The organism is Dyella flagellata, assembly GCF_030160275.1.
In the GTDB taxonomy this organism is placed as follows: Bacteria; Pseudomonadota; Gammaproteobacteria; order Xanthomonadales; family Rhodanobacteraceae; genus Dyella_B; species Dyella_B flagellata.
The window spans coordinates 37,020-60,339 of sequence record NZ_BSOA01000050.1 but is presented as its reverse complement, the minus strand read 5'-3'; the positions used below and the strand labels follow the sequence as shown (position 1 = coordinate 60,339).

General features: G+C 62.2%; 20 protein-coding genes and 1 pseudogene. 6 read left to right on the top strand and 15 right to left on the bottom strand.

All coding sequences use genetic code 11. From position 1 onward, the window contains the following. Positions 1 to 25: 25 nt before the first annotated feature. The 6 genes and pseudogenes from QQJ96_RS23635 to QQJ96_RS21610 form a co-directional block, all read right to left on the bottom strand. Positions 26 to 163 (bottom strand): annotated as a pseudogene (locus tag QQJ96_RS23635) (ESPR-type extended signal peptide-containing protein); the annotation flags it as partial. Between the two features lie 70 nt (positions 164 to 233). Beyond that, positions 234 to 1,049, bottom strand: a complete 816-nt coding sequence (locus tag QQJ96_RS21630) for a sulfotransferase family protein (protein ID WP_284334112.1) — start codon at positions 1,047 to 1,049, stop codon at positions 234 to 236. Between the two features lie 142 nt (positions 1,050 to 1,191). Continuing rightward, positions 1,192 to 2,952 carry an alpha-L-fucosidase gene (locus QQJ96_RS21625; protein WP_284334111.1) on the bottom strand — a complete coding sequence of 587 codons (1,761 nt, stop codon included), beginning with the start codon at positions 2,950 to 2,952 and terminating at the stop codon, positions 1,192 to 1,194. Between the two features lie 123 nt (positions 2,953 to 3,075). Next, positions 3,076 to 4,485 (bottom strand): type I glutamate--ammonia ligase, encoded by a 1,410-nt coding sequence (gene glnA, locus QQJ96_RS21620; RefSeq protein ID WP_284334110.1) that lies wholly within the window; start codon positions 4,483 to 4,485, stop codon positions 3,076 to 3,078. A gap of 270 nt (positions 4,486 to 4,755) precedes the next feature. After that, on the bottom strand, positions 4,756 to 5,166 hold the full coding sequence (locus tag QQJ96_RS21615) for a VOC family protein (protein ID WP_284334109.1): 411 nt from the start codon (positions 5,164 to 5,166) through the stop codon (positions 4,756 to 4,758). A 27-nt stretch (positions 5,167 to 5,193) separates the two neighbouring features. Continuing rightward, on the bottom strand, positions 5,194 to 5,649 hold the full coding sequence (locus tag QQJ96_RS21610; protein WP_284334108.1) for a helix-turn-helix transcriptional regulator: 456 nt from the start codon (positions 5,647 to 5,649) through the stop codon (positions 5,194 to 5,196). Positions 5,650 to 5,772: 123 nt separating this feature from the next. Between QQJ96_RS21610 and QQJ96_RS21605 the strand changes: the two genes are divergently transcribed. Continuing rightward, on the top strand, positions 5,773 to 6,570 hold the full coding sequence (locus QQJ96_RS21605; protein WP_284334107.1) for an undecaprenyl-diphosphate phosphatase: 798 nt from the start codon (positions 5,773 to 5,775) through the stop codon (positions 6,568 to 6,570). An 83-nt stretch (positions 6,571 to 6,653) separates the two neighbouring features. Here the strand turns inward: QQJ96_RS21605 and QQJ96_RS21600 are convergent, their stop codons facing one another. Beyond that, positions 6,654 to 7,634: a LysR family transcriptional regulator gene (locus QQJ96_RS21600; protein ID WP_284334106.1), complete on the bottom strand. Its 981-nt coding sequence runs from the start codon at positions 7,632 to 7,634 to the stop codon at positions 6,654 to 6,656. A 324-nt stretch (positions 7,635 to 7,958) separates the two neighbouring features. Between QQJ96_RS21600 and QQJ96_RS21595 the strand changes: the two genes are divergently transcribed. The 4 genes from QQJ96_RS21595 (at position 7,959) to QQJ96_RS21580 (ending at position 15,382) form a co-directional block, all read left to right on the top strand. Next, positions 7,959 to 9,221, top strand: coding sequence for an efflux RND transporter periplasmic adaptor subunit (locus QQJ96_RS21595; protein ID WP_284334105.1), 1,263 nt, complete (start codon positions 7,959 to 7,961; stop codon positions 9,219 to 9,221). A gap of 200 nt (positions 9,222 to 9,421) precedes the next feature. Further along, a complete protein-coding gene (locus QQJ96_RS21590) occupies positions 9,422 to 12,607 on the top strand; it encodes an efflux RND transporter permease subunit (RefSeq protein WP_284334104.1) in 3,186 nt (1,061 codons plus the stop codon). A 1-nt stretch (position 12,608) separates the two neighbouring features. After that, complete coding sequence (locus QQJ96_RS21585) at positions 12,609 to 14,045, top strand: efflux transporter outer membrane subunit (RefSeq protein ID WP_284334103.1); 1,437 nt, start codon at positions 12,609 to 12,611, stop codon at positions 14,043 to 14,045. Between the two features lie 386 nt (positions 14,046 to 14,431). After that, positions 14,432 to 15,382 (top strand): zinc metalloprotease, encoded by a 951-nt coding sequence (locus QQJ96_RS21580; RefSeq protein WP_284334102.1) that lies wholly within the window; start codon positions 14,432 to 14,434, stop codon positions 15,380 to 15,382. 106 nt (positions 15,383 to 15,488) lie between these two features. Here the strand turns inward: QQJ96_RS21580 and QQJ96_RS21575 are convergent, their stop codons facing one another. The 5 genes from QQJ96_RS21575 to QQJ96_RS21555 form a co-directional block, all read right to left on the bottom strand. Then, entirely contained in the window at positions 15,489 to 16,637 is a 1,149-nt protein-coding gene (locus QQJ96_RS21575; RefSeq protein WP_284334101.1) for an AI-2E family transporter, read from the bottom strand. Then, positions 16,634 to 16,942, bottom strand: a complete 309-nt coding sequence (locus QQJ96_RS21570) for a hypothetical protein (RefSeq protein ID WP_284334100.1) — start codon at positions 16,940 to 16,942, stop codon at positions 16,634 to 16,636. The genes QQJ96_RS21575 and QQJ96_RS21570 overlap by 4 nt, the downstream gene beginning before the upstream one ends. 1 nt (position 16,943) lies before the next feature. Further along, positions 16,944 to 17,405 (bottom strand): ABC transporter ATP-binding protein, encoded by a 462-nt coding sequence (locus QQJ96_RS21565; RefSeq protein WP_284334099.1) that lies wholly within the window; start codon positions 17,403 to 17,405, stop codon positions 16,944 to 16,946. A 26-nt stretch (positions 17,406 to 17,431) separates the two neighbouring features. Continuing rightward, positions 17,432 to 17,794: an ElaB/YgaM/YqjD family protein gene (locus QQJ96_RS21560; RefSeq protein ID WP_284334098.1), complete on the bottom strand. Its 363-nt coding sequence runs from the start codon at positions 17,792 to 17,794 to the stop codon at positions 17,432 to 17,434. Positions 17,795 to 17,870: 76 nt separating this feature from the next. Further along, complete coding sequence (locus QQJ96_RS21555; protein ID WP_284334097.1) at positions 17,871 to 18,026, bottom strand: DUF1328 domain-containing protein; 156 nt, start codon at positions 18,024 to 18,026, stop codon at positions 17,871 to 17,873. Positions 18,027 to 18,238: 212 nt separating this feature from the next. Here QQJ96_RS21555 and QQJ96_RS21550 point away from each other — a divergent pair, with 212 nt between their 5' ends. After that, a complete protein-coding gene (locus QQJ96_RS21550) occupies positions 18,239 to 19,711 on the top strand; it encodes an AAA family ATPase (protein ID WP_284334096.1) in 1,473 nt (490 codons plus the stop codon). Positions 19,712 to 19,780: 69 nt separating this feature from the next. On the opposite strand, the gene QQJ96_RS21545 is transcribed toward QQJ96_RS21550, so the two are convergent. From QQJ96_RS21545 to QQJ96_RS21535, 3 genes are all read right to left on the bottom strand, one after another. Beyond that, positions 19,781 to 21,349: an MBL fold metallo-hydrolase gene (locus QQJ96_RS21545; protein WP_284334095.1), complete on the bottom strand. Its 1,569-nt coding sequence runs from the start codon at positions 21,347 to 21,349 to the stop codon at positions 19,781 to 19,783. Between the two features lie 103 nt (positions 21,350 to 21,452). Beyond that, positions 21,453 to 22,472, bottom strand: coding sequence for a YheT family hydrolase (locus QQJ96_RS21540; RefSeq protein WP_284334094.1), 1,020 nt, complete (start codon positions 22,470 to 22,472; stop codon positions 21,453 to 21,455). Beyond that, complete coding sequence (locus QQJ96_RS21535) at positions 22,469 to 23,269, bottom strand: lysophospholipid acyltransferase family protein (protein WP_284334093.1); 801 nt, start codon at positions 23,267 to 23,269, stop codon at positions 22,469 to 22,471. Before QQJ96_RS21535 ends, QQJ96_RS21540 begins: the two co-directional genes overlap by 4 nt. Positions 23,270 to 23,320 lie beyond the last annotated feature (51 nt).

The window sequence follows — 23,320 nt, the reverse complement described above, 5'->3', positions numbered from 1 at the left end:
GAACGCGATCGTCCGCGCTCGCGCAGACGCCACCATGAGGGGCAATGGCAAATTCAGACGCCACTTGCATGACGCCGAAGGCACGATTCCAAACCAATCGATAGATGCGATTCACTGCGTAGGCTCCCTGTACGCCTGCAAGCTGTTGAACGGTGTTCGCCATGCGCACGCGGTCGCTGGCAATCCGGTTTTCGATCACAAAAAAGAGAGTGGATAGCGCGAAGGCGCTGCGCTCAAACCACCAGGACGCCGCGCGGATTCAGCGCCGGATCCAGCCAGAACATGTCGTTCTCGAAACGGCGGAACACATCCGGCGGCAATACGCTGCTGCGTTCGCGTGCCTGGACTTTCTTGCGCACGGTGTGCAGCCCAGGTGTGCCGGCGCGCAGGTCGAATTCATCGGCCTGGTAGCTTATGTTGTCGAAGTCGTGGGCGTACCTGGGTTCGCCTACGAAGTCATACACCGCCGCAATGGCGCGTGCCGGGTCGCTCACCAATGTTTCGTACCGCAGCAGCAACAAGTTGGCGGTGTCATCACCATAGAACGCTTCTTTTAGCGCGTTATAGGCGTGGCCGACCAGGCCGTCGCCGTTAGCCAAGCCTTCGGCGCGCGAATACACCGTACCGCCGGGCTGGTAATTGAAGATGGAGGAGGGCTGAAACGCGTTTTTGCGCACCAGCTGCTCGACGCTGTCGATGATCCACGACACGTGCCGCACGCAGGCGATCACCTTGCCCTGGGGGAACAGCGCTTTGAGCTGAGGCAACTTGCCGCACCAGATGCGGTTGGTATCGAACACCACCTCGGCGCCGTATTCAGGGCCGTAATAAGCGGCGAACAAGCTACGCAGCATGCGCTGGCGCTGCACGTCGCTGATAAATACCGAATACTCATTGCGACCACTGAGTTCGCCCAACAGAGTGTTGAAGGCGCCGCCCAAAGGGCCGCTCATCGCCGCGTGGAAGCGCGGGTTCTGGCTCAATATGGCGGAAAGCAAAGTGGAGCCGGACCTGGGCAGGCCTGAAATGAAGTGAAAGCGGCGATCCATCGACTGTCCCCTGTAGTCGCCTGCGCTCCGTTCACGGCGCGGATAAATGTGATGCTTATCTCACTATTCAAAAGCATATCCATGCCTGAGGTCAACTGACGAGAGACCCATATACGGGACGCCGCACAGCGCCCCGGCACATTTATTGATACGGCGACAACTCTAGCGACTGCAGCTGCACCGGCAACGCAGCGCCTTGCTGGAACGGCGCCAATGGAGTCAGCTCCACTTGCATGGCGTAAGGATGATTGGTGCGGATGCGGCGGATGCGCACTGCCTGGCTGGCTGTCGCGGCTGCAAGATCCAGGGGATAGCGTTGGCCATCGACCCACAAGTCCATCTGCATCCGCTCGCTGCCTGGCAGATAGTGCAGGGTGAGCGTGTAGCTGGCCGCTTGCGCATCCAGCCGCCAGCTCAGCTTGTACAACGTGGCTGGCGCTTCGTAGCCCTCGCCGTTGTAGTTGAGATAGTGCTCGGCTTGTGCGGGCTGCAAATGGAAGCTGCCATCGGCGCCCGCGGCAATCATGTTGGGGCGAACTCGCAGCGGTCCTTTGAGCGGCAGCACGATGACGGGCATGAAAGCGTCGACGTCGTTGCCGATCGGCTGGTTGGCAAGACGGTCGAGCGCAATGCTTATGTCATGGCCGTTGCGCTGCACTTGCACGGTCGAACCGGGCGAGCCCAATCGATAGGCGGCGCCGAATGCGGTGTCGGCCAAACCGGGTACATGCAGCAAGTGATCCGGCGGCAGCTTTGCCACGAACAGGTAGAGCGCATGCGCACCCACCGTGGCGTAACCGAAATCCAGGGCTGCGAACGGCTGCTTGCGCGTGCCGTAGATGGCTTCGCCATTGCGCTTGAGCCACTCACCAATACCGCGCAGCACCTGCGCTTCATAGGGCACGACCGAGCCATCGCCCTCCGGGCCGATGTTGAGGATGTAGTTGCCGCCCTGGCTGACCACGCGCACCAGGCGCGTGATGTTCTCGCGGATCTTGCCCGGCAGGTCTTTTCGTTCCTGCCACGAGCGATAGCCCCAGGTTTCGGGAAACATGGAGGCGGGCGATTGCCACGGCAGCTCCATGCCCACGTCGGGCTCCGCGTTGTCGCCCATCACGGCGAAGTCGCCGTAATGGTTCCAAACTCGGCCGGAAATCATCGTTTGTGGCTGTAGCGCATGCACAGTGCGCGCGAAGTGGGCGCTTTGCGCAGGCGTGGGCTTGCCCATGTCGAACCAGATTTCCGCAATGGGGCCGTAATGGCTGAGCAGTTCCTTCAACTGGGCCACGTTGAAGGCTTCCTGTCCGGGCGTGATCGGATTGCTGTTGCCTTCGATGTAGGTGTTGCCACCCGGGTGATGCCAGTCGATGGTGGAGTAATACACGCCGAATTTCAGGCCACCACGAGCGCAGGCCTCGGCCAGTTCCTTCACGACGTCCCGGTGATAAGGCGTGCCGTCCGCGCTGTTGTAGGACGTCTGCGCGGTCTGGAACAGATTGAAGCCGTCGTGGTGCTTGGCGGTGATCACGATGAACTTCATGCCGGCGGCCTTGGCCAGCGCGACGATGGCATCGGGATCGAATTGCTCTGGATCGAACTGCTGTGCGAGGGCTTCGTAAGCCTGCGCGGGAATCGGGGCGTTGGCGAGAATCTGCTCGCTATAACCGTTGTCCACGCGCTTGCCGTGCCACATGCCGCCGGCGATGGAATACAGGCCGAAGTGGATGAACATGCCGAACTTGCGGTCCTGCCAGGCCTTGATGGTTTGCGCGCTGGGGCCGGCACCGGGCGGCGGCTGGGGCTGGTCGAGGGGGCGATGTATCGCGAGCGAAGCAGCAAAGAGGCTTGGCGAGCAACAGGCTATGGAAGCCATGAGCCACAGCGCGATTCGCTTATGCGACACGATCCTGCCTTGAAAGTGGGTGCAGGGGCGACCTTGCCACGAAATACGGATCATTGGGGATAAAGCGGCAAACGAAGACGGGCGCCGAAGCGCCCGTCTTGATGCATCACGTGAAGCCTGCGATCAGATCGCGTAGTACATCTGGAATTCCAGCGGATGCGTACTGGCGCGATAGCGCGTCACTTCCTGCATCTTCAGTTCGATGTAGGCATCGATGAAGTCGTCGGTGAACACGCCGCCGGCCTTGAGGAAGTCGCGATCCTTGTCCAGCGCTTCCAGCGCGGCGTCGAGGCTGGAGCACACCTGCGGGATGTTCTTTTCTTCTTCCGGCGGCAGGTCGTACAGATCCTTGTCGGCCGGCGCACCCGGGTCGATCTTGTTGAGGATGCCGTCGAGGCCAGCCATCATCAGCGCGGTGAAGGTGAGGTAGCCGGACTGGATCGGATCGGGGAAGCGCACTTCGATGCGGCGACCCTTGGGATTGGACACGAACGGAATGCGGCAGCTCGCCGAGCGGTTGCGCGCGGAGTAGGCCAGCATCACCGGCGCTTCGAAGCCCGGCACCAGGCGCTTGTAGCTGTTGGTGGTGGAGTTCGCGAACGCGTTGATGGCCTTGGCGTGCTTGAAGATGCCGCCGATGTACCACAGCGCGATCTGCGACAGGCCGCCATACAGGTCGCCGGAGAACAGGTTCTTGCCGTCCTTGCTCAGCGACTGGTGCACGTGCATGCCGCTGCCGTTGTCGCCAACGATCGGCTTGGGCATGAAGGTGACGGTCTTGCCGTTCTGGTGCGCCACGTTCTTGATCACGTACTTGAGCGTCATCAGCTCGTCGGCCTTCGTTACCAGCGTGTTGAACTTCACGCCGATCTCGCACTGGCCAGCATTGGCCACTTCGTGGTGGTGCACTTCCACCACCTGGCCAAGCGACTCCAGCACCTTGCACATGTCGGCGCGCAGGTCACCCAGCGAGTCGACCGGGCTGACCGGGAAGTAGCCGCCCTTCACGCCCGGACGATGGCCGCTGTTGCCTTCGTCGTACTTGAAGCGCGAACTCCACGCTGCTTCCTGCGATTCGATTTCGTAGAACACGCGGCCCATGTCGTTCTGCCAGCGCACGGAATCGAAGATGAAGAATTCCGGCTCCGGACCGAAGTAGGCGGTGTCGGCCAGGCCGGTGGACTTGAGGAAGGCCTCGCCACGCTTGGCGATCGAACGCGGGTCGCGGCCATAGGCCTGCATGGTGCTGGGCTCCAGCACGTCGCAATGCAAGACCAGCTGGGTGTGCGCGCTGAACGGATCGAGGTAGGCGGTGGTCGGGTCGGGCAGCAGCACCATGTCCGATTCGTTGATGCCCTTCCAGCCGGAGATCGAGGAGCCGTCGAACATCTTGCCGTCTTCGAAGGTGGATTCGTCGATCTGGTGGGCCGGGAAGGTCACATGATGGTGCTTGCCGAGCATGTCGGCGAAACGCAGGTCGACGAACTCGACCTCTTTTTCCTGGATCAGGTCGAGAACTTGCTTGGCAGACATGTAAAACCTCGATGATTCGTGAAAGGGGGATCGCGCGTGCTTCTAGGCAAGCACCGTACCAACTTCAAAAGCCCCGGAACTTCAAATGATTGCACAAAAACGGGCGGTTGGCGCGAACCCCTTGCGCACCATATGGGTGCAATATTGCACCCATATGGTGCTATCAGAAATAGCCGGGGCGACGTCGGCTGGGATGCCAATCCCAGCTGCTTTTCTGGTTTCGCCTGGCTGGGATTGTCATCCCGGCCTACATGGCATCGCCGAACAAGTTCAGCGCACCTCGTTAATGCGGACATGGTTACCGGCCGGGTCCCGGAAGGCGCAATCGCGAACCCCGTACGGCTGCGCGGTCGGCTCCTGGATCACCTCAGCACCGGTGGCCTGGATCCGCTCGAAGGTACGGTCCAGGTCCTGGGTGGCGAGGATGATCATGCCGTAGGTGCCCTTGGCCATCATCTCGGTGATGGTGCGGCGCTCGTCCTCGGTAAGGCCAGGGGTGACGGCCGGTGGCGTCAGCACGATGGACACGCCGGGCTGGCCGCTGGGGCCGACAGTGATCCAGCGCATTCCGCCGTAGGCGACGTCATTGCGGACTTCAAAGCCCAGGGTATCGCGGTAAAAGGCCAGCGAAGCTTCCGGGTTGGTCTGCGGGAGGAAGGTGGAGTGGATGCTGATGTTCATGTGATCGGTCCTGGGTTGAAAGTGCGATCACTCTAACGACGGCTCCGGTACTGGCGCTTCTCGATTCCTGATCGGTCGCGTGATTTGTTTGGACACGCACGAGGGCATGCCCTCGGTCGCCTGCGCCTGCTGTCGCCGATAGGTGCTGGGAGAAATGCCGACCAGCTCGGTGAAGCGGGTGCTGAAGGTACCTAGCGAAGAGCAGCCGACCTCGAAGCACACGTCGGTGACGCTGAGGTCGCCCCGGCGCAGCAGCGCCATCGCACGCTCAATGCGCCGCGTCATCAGATAAGAGTAAGGCGATTCGCCGTAGGCGAGGCGGAACTGGCGACTGAGGTGCCCGGCGGACATATGAACGCCCCGGGCGAGCGCCTCCACGTCCAGCGGCTGGGAGTATTGGCGGTCGATCCGGTCGCGCACGCGGCGCAGCTTCGCCAGCTCGCGCAAATACTGCTCGGTATCGGTAGGTTTGCTGGTCGTCATCGTGTCGTGTCGCACGTGGGCTGCCCGCCACGTTAACCATCCGGCAAGGCAGAACTAAGCCTTAGGCTATATCGTTTTCATGCCGGCCGTGTGCCGTCGCATCTCTCCACCAGGAGTTTCCGCGTGCACGACCTCATCCATGTGATCCTGCTCGGCATCATCGAGGGCATTACCGAATTCCTGCCGGTCTCCAGTACCGGACACCTGCTGATCGCCGAGAGCTTCGGGCTCGGCGCGCGATCGGACCTGTTCAACGTGGGCATCCAGGCCGGCGCCATCCTTGCCATCACGCTGATCTACTGGAAACGCATCTGGGACTTGCTCATCCACTGGCAAGAACCGGCCAACCGCGCTTATCTGCTCAAGCTGCTGGTGGCCTTTCTGATTACCTGCGTGCTCGGCCTCGTCGTCACGCACTACGGCTTCAAGCTGCCCGAAACGATCACGCCGATCGCCTGGGCCCTGTTGATCGGCGGGTTCTGGATCCTGGGTGCGGAAGCCGTCGCCGCCCGCCAGGTGGATCGTAGTGAGGTGAGCTGGCGGGTAGCCATCCTGGTCGGCGTCGCGCAGATCATCGCCGGCGTGTTTCCGGGTACTTCGCGCTCGGGCGCGACGATCTTCACCGCGATGCTCGCCGGCACCAGCAATCGCCCCGCCGCCACCGAGTTTTCGTTCCTGGTCGGCATCCCGACCATGTATGCGGCGACCGGCTATGAGCTGCTGAAAGTGCTCAAGGCAGGTGGCGCCGCCCAGGAAGACTGGGGCGCGCTGATCATTGGCTTCGCGGTCTCGCTGGTGGTGGCGTTCGTGGCGGTGAAATGGCTGCTCGGCTATATCCGCACGCATCGCTTTACCTGGTTTGCTTGGTATCGCATTGCGCTGGGTGCGGCGTTGCTGTTGTTGGTACCCGCCGGAGCCTGATTCGTAGGCTGGGATGGCAATCCCAGCATCGCTTGTGCCGCATGCATGGCAGTGCTGGGATTGTCATCCCAGCCTACGCGCCGTCATTGCGCGCGCAGCGGCTTTTCCTTCCTCACCGACGGCAGCGGCGGACGGAAAGCTTCCACCACCGGCGCTATCGGACACACCGATTCGAACGGGCGCTCGAACAATTCGCGCGCCCATTCGATGAAGGCCTGGACGCGGGCGGAAAGATGCTTTTTCTGCGGATAGACGATCCACACGTTCTTGCCGGTGGAAACAGTGTCGGTAAGGATCGGTTCGAGCTTGCCGACCTCCAGCGCACAGGTCGCCATTACGTGCGGTGCCTGGATGATGCCCAAGCCCGCCATGGCCGCCTGGATCACCGATTCGCCGTCGTTGATCAGCAAATGCGCGTTGACGTCCACTTCCATGCGGCCGCCGGGCGTATCGAATGACCACTGCCGCGGCTTGCCGTTCGGGTAGACGTAATTGATGCAGCGATGGTTCTTCAGATCATCGATGCTCCCCGGCGTGCCATAGCGTTCAAGGTATTCCGGCGAGGCCAGCAACACATTGCGCAGGTAGCCGATCTTGCGGGCGATCAGGCTGGAATCCTCCAACTCGCCCATGCGGATGGCGCAATCGACCCCTTCCTCGTTCAGATCGTAGGGGAAGTCGCACATCATCAGTTCCAGGCGGATCTCCGGGTAGCGTTGCTGGAATTCGCTCAGCTTGGGCACGATCGCGGTGCGGCCGATCGAGGCCGACATGCCCACCCGCAGCTTGCCCTGCGGCTTGTGGTGGGCATAGCCCAGCGCCTCGGTGGCCTCGGCCAGATCGGCAAGGATCTCCTTGCAACGGGTATAGAACGAGGCCCCATCGTCGGTGAGGCGCAGCGAGCGGGTGGAGCGAAACAGCAGCCGCACGCTGAGCTGTTCTTCCAGGCGGGACACCGCCCGGCTGACCCCGGAAGGGGTCATGCCCAGCTGGGCGGCGGCGGACGCAAAACTCTTCGCTTCCACGACCCGGACGAAAGCGGCAATAGCGGAAAAGTCTTCCATAGCACGATCCAAACGACAGACTGTTGCTCATTATGTGCTCACTCGTGACTCCAAGTCACGAGTGGCTTGCGCAAGAAACGGATTTTCTAAACTGTACGGTATACCCATTATTCGTTCCGTCGCTATCTTGCTGCACTGCGACAAGAGAAGCCTGACATGGCATCGGCTTTACCTGTCAGCCTGGCCCGGGATGGCCTGAAGCGAACCCAGGTCGTGTAAATGCTTGATTTCGCTGTGGTCGTGCCCGCGCATCCGCGCGGCATGGCGCTTTGGAAAGCGCAGGAGAGCCCTTTCCCCGGCATCTGACAAAAATGGGAGCGAGTGATGTTGAAGAAAGCAATCCTGGCCAGCCTGGTCGTAGCAGCTATTGCCGGCAGTTGGGCACTGCTGGGCAGCCATGGCGGCAGCGCCCATGCCCAGGCCGCCAACGGACAGGGGGGCCCGCCTGAAGTAACCGTGGCCCCGGTGATGGTACGCCCGGTCAGCGACAGCGCCGACTTCACCGGTCAGTTGCAGGCCGTCGATACCGTCGACGTGCGTCCGCGCGTAAGCGGCTATGTGGACTCCGTGCACTTCAAGGAAGGCACCGAGGTGCGCAAGGGCGACGTACTGTTCGTGATCGACCCGCGTCCGTTCCAGGCCGAAGTCGATCGGCTGACAGCCAACGCCGCACAGTCCAAAGCGCAACTCGCGCTGGCCCAGGCCAACGCGGACCGTGCGCGCCGCCTGCTCGCGCAGCATGCGGTTTCGCAAGAGGAAGCTGACAGCCAGAACACCGCCGAGCAAAGCGCCAAGGCCACGCTGGAAGCTTCCATCGCGGCGCTGGCCACGGCCAAGCTCAATCTCGACTGGACCCAGGTGCGTGCACCGATCGACGGCCACGTAAGCAACGCGCGCATTCAACCGGGCAACCTGGTATCCAGCTCCGACGTGCTGACCAGCGTGGTCTCGGTCAATCCCATCTACGCGTATTTCGACGTGGATGAGCAGACCTGGCTCAAGCTCGATCGCCTGCGTCGCGACGCGATCAAGAACGGCCGCGCGCCACGCATCGAAGCGGCCATGGGCTTGGCCGACGAGCAGGGCTATCCGCATGAGGGCCGCATCGACTTCGTCGACAACCAGGTACGCCCCGGCTCAGGCACGATGCGTTTGCGCGCCGTGTTCGACGAGGAAAACGGCCTGCTCACGCCCGGCTTGTATGCGCGCATGCACTTGCAGGCTGGCCAGCCGCGTCCGCGCGTACTGATCGACGATCGCGCCGTGGGCACGGACCTGAGCAACCAGTTCGTCTACGTGGTGGATGGTCAGCACAAGGTGCAGTACCGCAAGGTTGACGTTGGTCCGCTGTTCCATGGCCTGCGTGTAATCGATGACGGCCTCAACGCCGGCGACGTGGTGGTGGTGAACGGCTTGCAGCATGTGCGCCCGGGTGCGGAAGTGAATCCGCAGCAGGTCGTGATGGATTACCGCCTGGATGCGCAGGACAAGGCGCTGGTGGATGCCGCCGAGACGAATCCGGATGGCAAGGATGCGCGTACCGCGCAAGCGGATAACAAGCACGTGCAGAAGCACTCGCAGGGCTGACGCCCTTGCTCCCTCCCCTGTGAGCAGGGGAAGGTCGGGGTGGGGTTGCCTGCGCTTGCCGCACACCATGAGTTCACCGCGAGATGGTGGGCTACACCCACCCCAACCCTTCCCTACTGCACGTAGGGGAGGGAGCAGTAGGTTCGCGCATCTGCCAACTGTTTGGCGCATGCGTCATGCAAATGAATTCGAGAACTGACATGAAAAACATCGCACAGTTTTTCGTCGACCGGCCGATCATGGCCGCGGTGCTCTCGCTGATCTTCGTGATCGCGGGCAGCATTGCGGTGTTCAAGCTGCCGATCAGCGAATACCCCGAAGTGGTGCCGCCCACGGTGGTGGTGCACGCCAACTATCCGGGCGCCAGCCCGGAGGTGATCGGCGAAACCGTGGCCACCCCGCTGGAAGAACAGATCAACGGCGTGGAGGGCATGCTGTATTCGTCCTCGCAGGCGACCAGCGACGGCCAGATGACGCTGACCGTTACTTTCGCACTAGGCACCGACCTGAACAATGCGCAGGTGGAAGTGCAGAACCGCGTGTCACAAGCCCTGCCACGCCTGCCCGAAGAAGTGCAGCGCCTGGGTGTCACCACGCAGAAGAGTTCGCCCGACCTGACCATGGTCGTGCACCTGACTTCGCCGGATAACCGTTACGACATGCTCTACCTGTCGAACTACGCGCGTTTGCACATCAGGGACACCCTGCTGCGCCTCGATGGCGTGGGCGACGTGCAGTTGTTCGGCGCCGGCGAATACAGCATGCGTGTGTGGCTGGACCCCAACAAACTGGCCCAGCGCAACATGACCACCGGCGACATCGTGCATGCGATCCAGGAGCAGAACGTCGCCGTGGCCGCAGGCGCTTTGAATGCGCCGCCGGTGCCGGGCAACACGGACTTCCAGCTCAATATCCACACGCAGGGCCGCCTCAGCACCACCGAGGAATTCGGCAACATCATCGTACGCACCGATTCGGACGGCAGCGTGGTGCATCTGCGCGATGTCGCCCGCATCGAGCTGGGCTCCAATCAGTACGCGCTGCGCAGCTTGTTGGATAACCAGCCGGCGGTGGCGATTCCGATCTTTGCGCGCCCTGGCTCCAACGCCATCCAGATCTCCAACGAAGTGCGCGCCACGATGAAGGAGCTGAGCAAGGAGTTCCCGCAGGGCGTCGGCTACCAGATCGTGTACGACCCCACGGTGTTCGTGCGCGGCTCGATCGAAGCGGTGGCGCATACACTGGTGGAAGCGATCTTCCTGGTCGTGCTGGTGGTGATCCTGTTCCTGCAGACCTGGCGCGCCTCGGTGATCCCGCTGGTCGCCGTGCCGGTCTCCCTGATCGGCACATTCGCGGTCATGTATGTGGCCGGCTTCTCGCTCAACGCGCTGTCACTGTTCGGCCTGGTGCTGGCGATCGGCATCGTGGTGGACGATGCGATCGTGGTGGTGGAGAACGTCGAGCGCAACATCGAGCTGGGCCATACGCCACGCGAAGCCACGCGCCGCGCCATGAACGAGGTGACCGGACCGATCATCGCCACCGCCCTGGTGCTGTGCGCGGTGTTCATCCCGACCGCCTTCATCAGCGGCCTCACCGGCCAGTTCTACCGCCAGTTCGCGTTGACCATCGCCATCTCCACGGTGATCTCGGCCTTCAATTCGCTCAGCCTGAGCCCGGCGCTCGCCGCGGTGCTGCTGAAGGGTCACGATGCGCCGAAGGACCGCGTCTCCATCCTGATGGAAAAGGCGCTGGGCTGGCTGTTCCGTCCGTTCAATCGTTTCTTCAAACGCAGTGCGGACCGCTACGTCGGTGGTGTGCGCCGCATCGTGGGCACGGGACCGGTGGCGTTAGTGCTGTATGTCGGCCTGATCGCGCTGGCAGGCTTCGGTTTCTATCACGTGCCAACCGGCTTCGTGCCGCAGCAGGACAAGCAATACCTGGTGGCGTTCGCACAGCTGCCGGATGCTTCTTCGCTGGATCGCACGGAAGACGTGATCCGCCGCATGTCGGCGATCGCGCTAAAACAACCCGGCGTGCAGAACGCGGTGGCGTTCCCGGGCCTGTCGATCAACGGCTTCACCAATGCCACCAACGCGGGCATCGTGTTCGTGCCGCTCAAGCCGTTCGAGGAGCGCCGTGATCCGTCGCTCTCCGCCGGCGCGATCGCCATGGCCTTGAACCAGAAGTTCGCCGGCATCCAGGACGCCTACATCGCCATCTTCCCGCCGCCGCCCGTGCAGGGCCTGGGCACCATCGGCGGTTTCCGCATCCAGATCGAGGATCGTGGCCAGCTCGGTTTCGACGAGCTGTACAAGCAGACGCAGAACCTGGTGATGCAGAGCCGCAAAGTGCCGGCCTTGGCGGGGCTGTTCTCCAGCTACCAGGTGAGCGTGCCGCAGGTCGACGCGGACGTGAATCGCGAGAAGGCGAAGGCCGAAGGCATCGACCTGAGCGATGCCAACGAAACCCTGCAGGCCTACCTCGGCTCGCTGTACGTGAACGACTTCAACCGTTTCGGCCGCGTGTACCAGGTCAACGTCTCGGCCGAGCCGGCCTTCCGCCACCAGGCGGAGGACATCCTGCAACTGAAGACGCGCAACAACAAAGGCGAGATGGTGCCGCTGGGTTCGTTCGTGACGGTGCGTCATACGGCCGGCCTGGAGCGTGTGCAGCATTACAACGGCTACATCACCGCGGAAATCAACGGCGGTCCGGCCCCTGGCTTCAGCTCGGGCCAGGCGCAGGCGGCGATGGAGAAACTGGCAAAGGATAACCTGCCAAACGGCATGAGCTTTGAGTGGACCGAGCTGACCTACCAGCAGATCCTGGCCGGCAACACCGCCATCCTCGTGTTCCCGTTGTGCGTGCTGCTGGTGTTCTTCGTGCTGTCCTCGCTGTACGAGAGCTGGTCGCTGCCGCTGGCGGTGATCCTGATCGTGCCGATGGTGCTGCTGTCCGCGATCGCCGGTGTGTGGCTGTCGGGCGGCGACAACAACATCTTCACCCAGATCGGCCTGATCGTGCTGGTGGGGCTGGCGTGCAAGAACGCGATCCTGATCGTGGAATTCGCTCGCGAGCGCCAGCATGAAGGCATGACGCGCTATGACGCAGTACTTGAAGCAGCTCGCCTGCGCTTGCGTCCGATCCTGATGACCTCGATCGCCTTCATCATGGGCGTGGTGCCGCTGGTGACCTCGCACGGCGCCGGTGCGGAAATGCGTCATGCGATGGGCGTGGCGGTGTTCTCCGGCATGCTGGGCGTGACCATCTTCGGCCTGATCTATACCCCGCTGTTCTACGTGCTGATCCGCGCCATGGTGGAACGCCGTGAAGCGCGCAAGAAGCAGCATGCATCCAACTTGCCCGCCTTGGAGGGGCATTGAGATGATAAGTTTTCTGCGTAATACCACGTTGTTTGCGGCACTCGCGCTGGCCGGTTGCGTCAGCGTGGGGCCGGATTACAAAACCCCGAACACCCAGCCGGCCAACGTGCAGAACATCGATGCGGCGCGCGAAAGCCACACGCAGTTCCAGGCCGCCTGGTGGAAGCAATTCAATGATCCGGTGCTGGATGGGCTGATCCAGCGCGCGGCCAAGGGTAGCCTTGATCTGCGTATTGCGCGGGCACGGCTGGCCGAGTCGCGCGCGCTGCTCGGCACGGCGAAGTCGGACCAGATTCCGACCATCGATACGACCATCGATTTCCAGCGCTCACGCGAGCAGCAACCCGGCTTTGGCACGGCACAGCGTCTATCCGTCGATAGCTATCAGGCCGGCTTCGATGCCTCGTGGGAAGTGGACCTGTTCGGCGGCATCCGCCGCTCGGTGGAAGCCGCGCGTGGCGACCTGGGCGCCAGCGAAGCCTCGATGCACGATGCGCAGGTAAGCCTGTTTGCGGAAGTGGCGCGCAATTATTTTGAATTGCGCGGCACGCAACAGCGCCTGGCAATTGCCCAGCGCAATATCGCCAACCAGGCGGACTCGCTCAAGCTGATCGGCGCGCGAGCGCAGATCGGCACGGCCTCGGAGCAGGATGTGGCGAGCGCCAGCGCGCAGCTCAGCGCGGCCAAGGCGCAGTTGCCGGTACTGGACGCGCAAACCCGCGCGTACGAGTACCGCTTGGCGGTGCTGCTGGGCGAACGCCCGGGCGAGCTGGAAGTCGATGTGTCGCCCACCACCTTCAAGCCGATCGCCACCGTGTTGCCGATTGGCGAAGACGGTGATGTGCTCGCACGCCGTCCCGACGTGCGCATCGCGGAACGGGAATATGCCGCGGCCACCGCACGTATCGGTGTGGCCAAGGCGGATTTCTTTCCGCATATCACCCTGGGTGGCTTCGTCGGCTTCCTGGCCGGTCGCAGCAATGACTTCGGCGGCCCGGCTTCACGCGCCTGGTCGTACATGCCTAGCATCACCTGGAACGGCCTGAACGTGGAACGCGTGCGCTCCAGACTGCACGCCACTGAGGCGCGCGCCGATGCGGCCGAGGCGAATTACCAACGCACCGTGCTGCAAGCGATCGAGGACGTGGACAACGCCGTCAGCAACTACAACGCCGAGCATGGGCGGGTGGAGCAGTTGATCGCCCAGGCGCAGCAAAGCCGGCGTGCGGCGGAGCTGGCGCGTGTGCGCTATCAGGAAGGCGCTACCGGCTACCTGGAATTGCTTGACGCCGAACGCGTGCAGCTGGCCGCCGAGGATGCGCTGGCGCAGTCGGAAAGCGCGATCGATACGCGGGCGGTGGCCTTGTACAAAGCACTGGGTGGCGGTTGGCAAGCTTGCGACGACGCGAAGTGTGCGAACGTAGCCCAAACACCGTAAGCCTCACCCTCCCCTGCCGCATGCAGGGGAGGGTTTGCTTCAGCTCCCAATTCACGGGGCTTCTCTTCCTGAGGTTTCTCCTCACCTTCTTGCTGCCGCCTGTCCAGCAAAAATCGGCGTCACTGGTGCTGCCCCAAAACTAGCCGTCGTCCTGGCATAGACCTTCGGCCGTCCAAGGAAATTTTCGCCGAGCCCTACGAGCACCCAGCTGTTCTCCCCATGCCTAGTCTCGCCGTGGGAAATAGAACGATTCATCGAGTTGGAATTGCCTCACGGACTAAGACGCCGATTCCGGTAAGAATTTGTAGCGCAATCGTGCGGCATGAAATACCCCATGAATATGTTGGCCTTAATCTATAGCCCATATTTGTCACGAATCATGTCTCATGATTTCTTGTAAAACCGTTTTTTATACCCTTGTCGCTTCTATTTTTCTTTTAATTTCAGAAACTTGCGTCGCCCACAATGGCAATTTGGTTTCCGCATCAAATGCCGATGTTGGGCCGCTTTATTATCGCATTTGCGTACTTCACGCCATACCGATCCGCTATTATGTGGAGCCCGGCTTCAGCACTATTCCCATCCAGCTAACAGCAGGCGGCGCAGTTCGTTTTGTAAATGGCGATGCTCTTGTGCAAAGAGCATTGGAGCAATGGCGGTCAGCTACGGTCCTACCTGGACAACCGGCTACGTGTTCGTTCGAGCGGGTTAACCTGTCAACGCAGGCTGACCTGGTTTTTGAGGCTAGAAGCACCAATTTTCCCCCTGAAGTTCTCGGGGAAGGGCAAATCGATTCGTATCGATCAGGTGCTGGCGAAGCTCGCAATACCATTAGCGTCATTCCAAGGAGGATATCTGCCGAGCTTCGGAATAGGCTTCCCCTTTTTGGTGACACCCCAGCGCAGGTTTATATTGATAACTATCTGACTGCTCGCCTACTACATCTAACGGGTCATGCCCTGGGCTTGGATCATCCCGGGTTTGAGGCGAGTCACGATGTCCTTCCCAACCCTGCGCCAAATCAAGACAGGATTTTTTTTCTGGCAGGCGATCTAGCGGAGGCTGAATGGGCGCGACCTCATATCATGATGTCCGATACCTTCGGCTATTTGTTGGAACTTGAGCAGCACCTTGGGCATACCGTTGTTCGCGATGACATCAGGCCTACCGAAGCAGAAAATCAAGCAATAAGGTTTTACCTTGTACACGACTGGGTATGCCCGGTGTCCGATGTAACCACTAACACGGCGGTTTCGCTGCCGATTTCTTCATCTCGTTGCTTGAACCGTCCTGCTTGGCTTGGCTTACCGGCGATGGTCAACCTGTTATTGCAATGAAGAGGGTTCGCTTGCTTTGGTTTTGGGTAGGCTGGGATGCCAATCCCAGCTTGCTCGACAACTGGTAAGTCATGGAAGCTGGGATTGCATCCCAGCGGTAGCTGTTTCAGCGCTGCACCATCCGCGCGAACCACTCCCAACCGCGCACGCGTTCGGCAATCAGCTTCGCGCTGGTCAGCATCGGCACCGCCAGCAAGGCACCGGGCACACCCCACAGCCAGCCCCAGATCAGCAGCCAGATCAGGATGGCGATCGGGCTCACGCGCATGCGCCGGCCCAGAATCATCGGCGTAATCAAGTTGCCTTCCACCGCCGTGAGGCCGGCGAAGCACAAGGCTGGCAGCAAAGCATTTGCCAGCACTTCGAAATGGATCAGCCCCACGAACAACAAGGTCGTGGTGGTCACGATCGCCCCGACATACGGAATGAAATTGGCGAACATCGCCACCGTGCCCCACAGCAACGGGTCGGGCATGTGCAGCAGGTACAGCATGCCGGCGGTGGTGATGCCGAGCGTTGCGTTGATCACGATCGTGGTGAGGATGTAGCGCGACACTTCGGTCTGGATGCCGCGCACGATGCTTACGGCATGGCGCTTGTAGCCGAAGTTGGGCGCGATCTCGACCAGACGGCGCAGGATGAGGTCGCCGTAGACCAGGAAGAAATACACCAGCAGCAGCACGGTGAGCACGGCCGCCAAAACCTTGGGTGCGCCCGCCAGCACATCCCACACGCTGATCGCGACATCACCGGGATTCTGTGCCGAAGACAAGGTCGGATGGCCATTGACCAATGCCTGCGTGGCGCGGCCGGCCGCTTCCAGCGGGCGCGTGAAGTGCTGCAGCTTGGGAACGAAGCTGCGGATCTGCGAAGGCGCGCTATGCAGCCAGCCCAGCGCCGGCTGGGTCAGCATGCTGATGCCGGCGACGATGCCGGTGATCAGCGTGCCCATCAGCACGCTCGCACCTAGCCAACGCGGTATGTGATGGCGGGTACCGCGCGCCACGATCGGGTTCAGGGCAAGGCCAATGAAGGCGGCCAGCACCAGCGGGATGATCAGCGCCTTGACCAGGGTGACGGTGTAGAGCAGGGCGAGGATCAGCAACGCATTGAGCGCTACGCGGATGGCGCGCAGATGGCCATGCAGGCGATAGACGCCGCGTGTCGCCTGCTGCATTTGTTTTTCCACGCCAACGGGAGCCCTCACAGCTGGCTTGGGCGACGATGTTTCAGCCACCGGCGGAACGACGGTCATGTTTCATCGCTGTCGCCAGCGGGCTCGCCCGCGTCAAGGCCCAGCTCGGCGATCAGGCGGGTGCCATAGGCCACGATTTCCGCCAGCCCTGTGCTCAAGCCCGTGATCAGGCCCGGCACACGCAAGGGACCTACGCCAAGGCTGCCGAGCACAAAACCCGCACCCGCGGCAGCGCCTACCGTGGCCAGCGGATGGCGGTAGCCGCGCTCCAGCAGGGCAGCCGCCGGGGCGGCCATTTCGTCGCGGTGGCGCGCCACGCGCTGGCGCGCGAGGTCCACCCTTTCCAGTTGCTTGAACAAGCCCATGTCATTCCCCCTTTTCGGTGCCGATGTCCTGTTCGGCCCGATGCAACGTATCGCGCATGATCGCATGCCATTCCTGCCGGGTACCGGGCAGGCTCATCCAGTGCATGCAACGGCGGAACAGTACGATCGCGCCGAACAGGCCCAAGGCTTCCAGCACCGCCAGCGCCACAAAGGCCCAGATCCAGGAAGCCAGCCATTTGGCCAGCATCAGGCCGATCAGGCCAAGCAGGGTGAGCCCCAGGCCCACGCCGGCGATGGTGGCGGCCAGGCCCGCCGCGAGCAGCCAGGTGACGGCGCTGCGCGCCAGCCCCAGTTCCGCCGCGAGCAGGCTCAGTTGCGCGCCGAACAGGCTGCGCACGGCGCGCCCAAGCCGGCCCAAATCGTTCAACAGACTGCTCGAATCTGCCTCATCGCCGGGTTCCGGCGCCGCCGCCGTTTCGTTGTCGCGCACGGAATCGTGCATTGCCCGCCTCCGTGCCTAGTTGGAGTTCAACGACGCAGGATGCGGCCGAGCAGCCAGCCGGCGCCCAGGGCAATGGCCACCGCCTGTACCGGCTTTTGACGCACGTACTCTCGCACTTCCTCCAGCCACTCGTCGGCACGTTCCCTGGCGTCGTCATAAGCCTGCCGCCCGCGCTCGGTGGCCTCGTTGACTTTGTCGGTAGCGCGATTGGCCGCACCCGCGGCCTTGTCGGTAGCGTGATGCACGCGTTCTTCCACGCGGTCGGCCGCGCGATCGAATTTTTCCTTGCTGGTGGCCACGACGTCGGAGGTAGCTTGCTTGATACGCTCGGCGCCTTGGTCGATGCGTCCATGGAGGTTGCTTTCGTTCGCCTGGACTTCGTTGTTCATGAAGTTGCTCCGTGAGATCAAGGATGGTCACTCTAACGGTTTGCCGCGTGGTTGGCTGAACCGGTGCTCGCACTGTTCAGCCGGTTCGCCTGAAGAAGGCGATCACCGCCAGGATCAGGAATAGCACGAACAGCACTTTGGCGATCCACGCGGCGGTACCGGCGATGCCGGTAAACCCAAGGAGGGCGGCAATTACGGCGATGACCAGGAAGACCAGAGCGTAGTGCAGCATGGCAATGCTTCCTCCGATTCCAGGGCATCCTGCCGCGCCCCCTATCCATGTGCCATAGGGCGTGCTGTCCCGGCGTGAAGGCCGTCAGCCCGGGGCCGGTTACACCGAACCCACGCCCCCTGTCCTCGCTGATCCTAGCGGGCGGGCCATGATCCGATCGTGACAGCTCTGCTAACTTAGAGGGCCCCCTGATCTATTCCCGCGTGCCCGGCATGAGCGAATTGGAAGACCTCAGCACGCTGGTACGTGCCGCAACCCCCTTGCTGGTGATCGAAACGATCGACGAACAACGGGTGATCGATTGCTTTCGCCATGTCATCGCCCAGGTGCTGCACCCGTTGTGGCAATGGACGCTCACCAATGGCCTGGAGCGGCTGGATTTCAGCGGGTCGAGCGAGACCGGGATCGCGCCCGACGCTACCTCGACGCTCAGCACGATCCGCGAGACGCCAGAGCGCAGTATCTATCTGCTGTTCGATTTCCAGCCCTTGCTGCAATACGCCGGGACCTTGCGGCAGATGCGCGAGATCGTGCAACGGCAGCGCTCGGCGGCGCATACGCTGGTGCTGGTGGGCGCGAAGGTGGAGCTGCCGCAAGAACTCGACGCGCTGGCCACCCGCGTGCCGCTGGCGCTGCCCGACATCAAGGAGCTGGCTGGCATCCTGCGCGGCGAAGCCACCGCCTGGCAACGGGAGAACAACCGCAAGCTGGTGGTGGACAATGAAGCGGCCCGCACCATCGTGCGTAACCTGGTCGGGCTCAGCGCACCGGATGCGCGACGCATCGTACGCAAACTGATCTACAACGACGGTGCGCTCAATGCGAGCGACTTGCCCGAATTGATGAAGGCCAAGTTCGAGCTGCTCAACCGCTCCGGCCTGCTGCATTACGAATACGCCACGGCCAGCTTCGCCGACGTGGCTGGCGTAAGCCATGTGCGCGACTGGGTGCAGCGGCGGCGCGCGGTGTTTCTCGATCCAAGCCCTGCGCTGGACCCGCCCAAGGGCGTGCTGCTGCTCGGTGTGCAGGGCTGCGGCAAGAGCTTGGTGTCCAAGGCGATTGCCGGTGGTTTCGGCGTGCCGCTGGTACGCATGGATTTCGGCTCGCTGTACGACAAATACCAGGGCGAAACCGAGAAGAACCTGCGTGAGGCGCTGGCAAGCTGCGAAGTGCTGGCGCCGTGCGTATTGTGGATCGACGAGATCGAAAAAGGCCTGGCCAGCGGCGGCGAAGACGGCGGCGTGTCACGGCGTGTGCTTGGCTATCTGCTGACCTGGATGGCGGAACGCAAGGCCAAAGTGTTCGTGGTCGCCACCGCGAACGCAGTGCACGAGCTGCCGGCGGAACTGCTGCGCAAGGGGCGCTTCGATGAAATCTTCTTCGTCGACCTGCCCAAGCCGGAAGTGCGCGCGGCGATCTTCGCCATGCATTTGAAGCGGCGCAAGCTGGATACGAACGAGTTCGACCTGGATGCGTTGGCGCAGGCGAGCGATGGTTTTTCGGGCGCGGAGATCGAGCAGGCCGTCGTCAGTGCGCTTTACGATGCCGGCGGCAATGGCGGCGTGCTCGACCAGGCGACGCTGTTGCACGCTTTGCAGACCACAAGACCCTTGTCGGTGTTGATGCACGAACAAGTGGAGGCATTGCGCGCGTGGGCGCAGGGGCGTTGCGTGCTGGCCGATTGAGGTAGGCTGGGATGGCAATCCCAGCTTTGCGGCAGCCTGGTGATGCTGGGATTGTCATCCCAGCCTACGTTAGCTTGCGGGCTCTACGGTCTGCATGGCTTGAGCGAGCCACTGCTGTACCTTTTTCCACGGTGTAGGCCCCTCGTGCATGGCATACACCGTGTCGACCTGCAGATGTTCGCGTGCCACGGCCCGCGCCACTTCGTACATCAGTTCCGGGTCGTACAGTGTGTTGTTGGCAGTCATCGCCAACGTGTCACTGGCATACAGCAGCTTGTATCGCGGGAAGTAAACCATGTACTGGCGTTCGGTCGACGCGCCCCGCAGCGGATACAGCACGGCTTGATTCGCACCATCCCCCAATACCAGGCGATCACTCACGCTTACCCAGTGCGGTGGCTTTGGATGCATCGCCAGATCGTCCGGCTGCAAGCGATGCGGCGCGTTCACCAGGCGATCCAGCAAGGGCCGATTAAGGTCCAACGCATAGACCGTTACGCCCTCGGCGACGGCCTGCCTGACGCCGGCGATATGCGGCCATGAATCGGAGGTGCTGAGCACACCCTTGATCGGCACGCCCGGATATTGGCTATGTACTTTGGCGAGTATGCCTTTCACGTAGCTCGGTGAAATCGGCGCTTCCAGCACGAGCACGCCGTCATCCTGCTTGATCAGCGTGGTGTTCCATGCGCCCTGATAAAGCTCGATGCCGGGTGCCAGCTGCACGTGCTGCCGGTCGCTGAAGACGCGATTCCAGCCTCGGGATTGGCTGCTCTTGGCAGCCATGGCCGGATCCATGCTGAATGCCTTGTCGTCCAGATCGACGTTCAGCTCTGGATTGAGCAACTGGGAAGACGCCAGCCATATGCCGTTGCGCTGGTCGATGCGATTGGTCGAAAGGAGCACGCCTTGCGCCAGATGCCAATCATCGAAATAGATACGCTGATCGACGTCGCCCCATGCGAACCAATAGTCATTGAAGGTGGTGGTGCGCTCCAACGCATCCGGCAAGTGGTTGTGGGCATTGAGCAGCACTCGCACCGGCCTGCCTTGCCAGTTGAATTCAACTACGCTGTGCGGCGTAGCGCGTAGCCACTGCGATGCGGCGTAATGCAGGTCTCCCGCGGCCGCCGCATGCAGCAACAGGCGTTCCGGGCCCAATTCCAGGGTATCTCGGGTAATGTCCAGATCGGTCAGCGAGCCTGGCGAAATGCCCTGCTGCCCGCGGCGAACAGCGGCTTGCGGCGTCGCGACCAGCATCGATTTGATGGTTTCGGCATGCGGATCGGCTTCCGGCCAGATGAACTCCTCATCGCTTATCCAGCGCTGCCGGTCGAAGTCGATGGTGACTTTGTCGCGTTCGTAGGAAGTGAGGAACGGCTGCTGACGATAGGACTGTTCGGCCGCCACAGCATGTCCGTAATGATCGTAGCGGAGGCTGTGGATGGCTTCGAGCCGCTGTCTGCCGCCCATGGCGGCGATGGCCTCATCAACGCAGCTTTTTGCATCGACGAGTTCACAACCTGGATGTCCGCCAGCCTGCACCAGCTCGCCGTCCTGCGGTGGATTCGCGGCAAAGCTGATCGTTGGCAGAATCAGTGACAACAGCGCGGGCAACACAGCGATGCGGAATTTCATGGCGGGGTTCCGGCGGCGCTCGGGTGAAGGTGAGGCCGAAGCTTACGCACGCACGCCGGTGACTTCCCCTGCGGGAAGTCACCGTGCAAAAAGTCACTCGCCCTCAACTGCCGTGGGAATGCCCTTCGGCCACCGCGTTGAAGCGTGCCGCGATGTAATCGTCGCAGAAGCTGGTCATGTCCCAGCCGCGGATAAAGCCGCAGTGCCCGCCATAGGTGGCGATATCCAGTTCGACGTTGCTCGGCAGTTCCAGTTTTTCGAACGCGGTGACAGGAATCACCGGATCGTCGCGCGCGGTAAGAATCGTGGCCGGAATCTGCATGTTCGCCAGCGCGCGGCCGGCCACGGAATAGCCGTCCAGATAGGCTTCGAGCGAACCGAAATCGGTGTGGCGCAACACCAGCGCTTCGGTAAGGCCGCGCAGGTTCTGCTTCAGCTCCTGCAATTCGAAGTATTGGACTTCCGGAAACGCCTTCTGCTTGGCGCGCAACGAATGCCGCCATTTGTTCATGAAGTACGCCTGGTAGAACCATGGCGCGGATGCTTCCAGCGAAAACAGGCCTTCGCTGGGATCGATGATCGGACATACGGCAAGCGCGTAGTGAAGCGCGATGCCCTGCGCCGGCGCCTGCATCGCCACTCGCAGCGCGAAATTGCCGCCGAGCGAAAACCCTGCCAGCGCCATGACCGGCGCCGGCCAGCGCCGTGCGATGTCACCCAGCGCATGCACCACTTCATCCAGCCGGCAGGAGTGGAACAGTGCCTCGTTGAGTCCGTGGCTTTCGCCATGATCACGGAAGTTGAGGCGAAAAATGTCCCAGCCGTCTTCAAGCAGCCGGCTGCCGGTTTGCAAGACGTAGGTAGAGTCGACGCTGCCTTCCCAGCCATGGAACAGCACAGCCAGGCCACGCGACGACGCCTGGGCTGTTTGCGCGGTGTAGGAGCCGGTCAGGCGGATGCCGTCGCCACCGTCCACTAGCACTTCCTGCGCATCTTGCAGCACGCGGTACGCGCGGCGCGGCAGCAGTGAGCGCCGTACACCGCTGGAGGAGAGCATGGTTTGGATATGCCCGCTGGTCAGCGGCCAACGCGGCTGGAAGTCGCGTCCCTGCGGCAAGCTCATGCCGGACGGTCCTCCAACGCGGCGGCAATGCGTTCGCGCGCGAGATCCGCCATGCGGCGGCGGCCTTCGGGGCTCGCGGGCACCGCTTCGAGGAAATGCACTTCCGCATCCATCGCCGGACCGCCAAGCATGCGCAAGAAGTTCTGCATGAAGTTCTCGTGGTCGCGAAAACCGGCATCGATCTGCCGCTTGCCGTCACGCACGAAGCGCAAGGCCACCGGCTGCACCGGCACCTCGGCGTCCAGCGCGGCCTGGAAGATGCGCGCATGGAATACTCTCAGCACACCGTTATGGCCGGTGCCGCCCTCGGGAAAAACCGCCACGGAGCGTCCGCTGCGCAGGCGCTCCACCATCACTCCCATCACTGCCGCCAGCGAATGGTTGCTACCGCGCCGGTGGAAAATCGTGCCGCCGCTGGCGGCCAACCAGCCGACCAGCGGCCAGCGGGCGATTTCCGCCTTGGCCACGAAGCAGGCTGCGCGCTGGCTGTGCAACAGCTCGATGTCGATCCAGGAAGTGTGGTTGGCGACGAACAGTACCGCGTCACGCAACGGCTGCCCGACGCGTACGGAACGCAAGCCGAAGATGTGCATCAGCCCAGCAGACCACGCACGAATCATCCGATGGGTGAACGGCTCGCGCCCGTCCTTCATTACCGCGCCGCGGTTCCAGGTCAGGATCAGTCCGCACAGCAGGATGCCTAGCACTATGTGCACGAGCAGCAGTGGGACGCGCCACAAGTAACGCAGCGGGCGCAACAGGTCTCGGTCGGGGGTAGAAACGGCTTCGATGCTCATCAGTGCAGTTAGTTTAGCGTTAATCGATGCCTTATCGGCAGTGCAGCATCC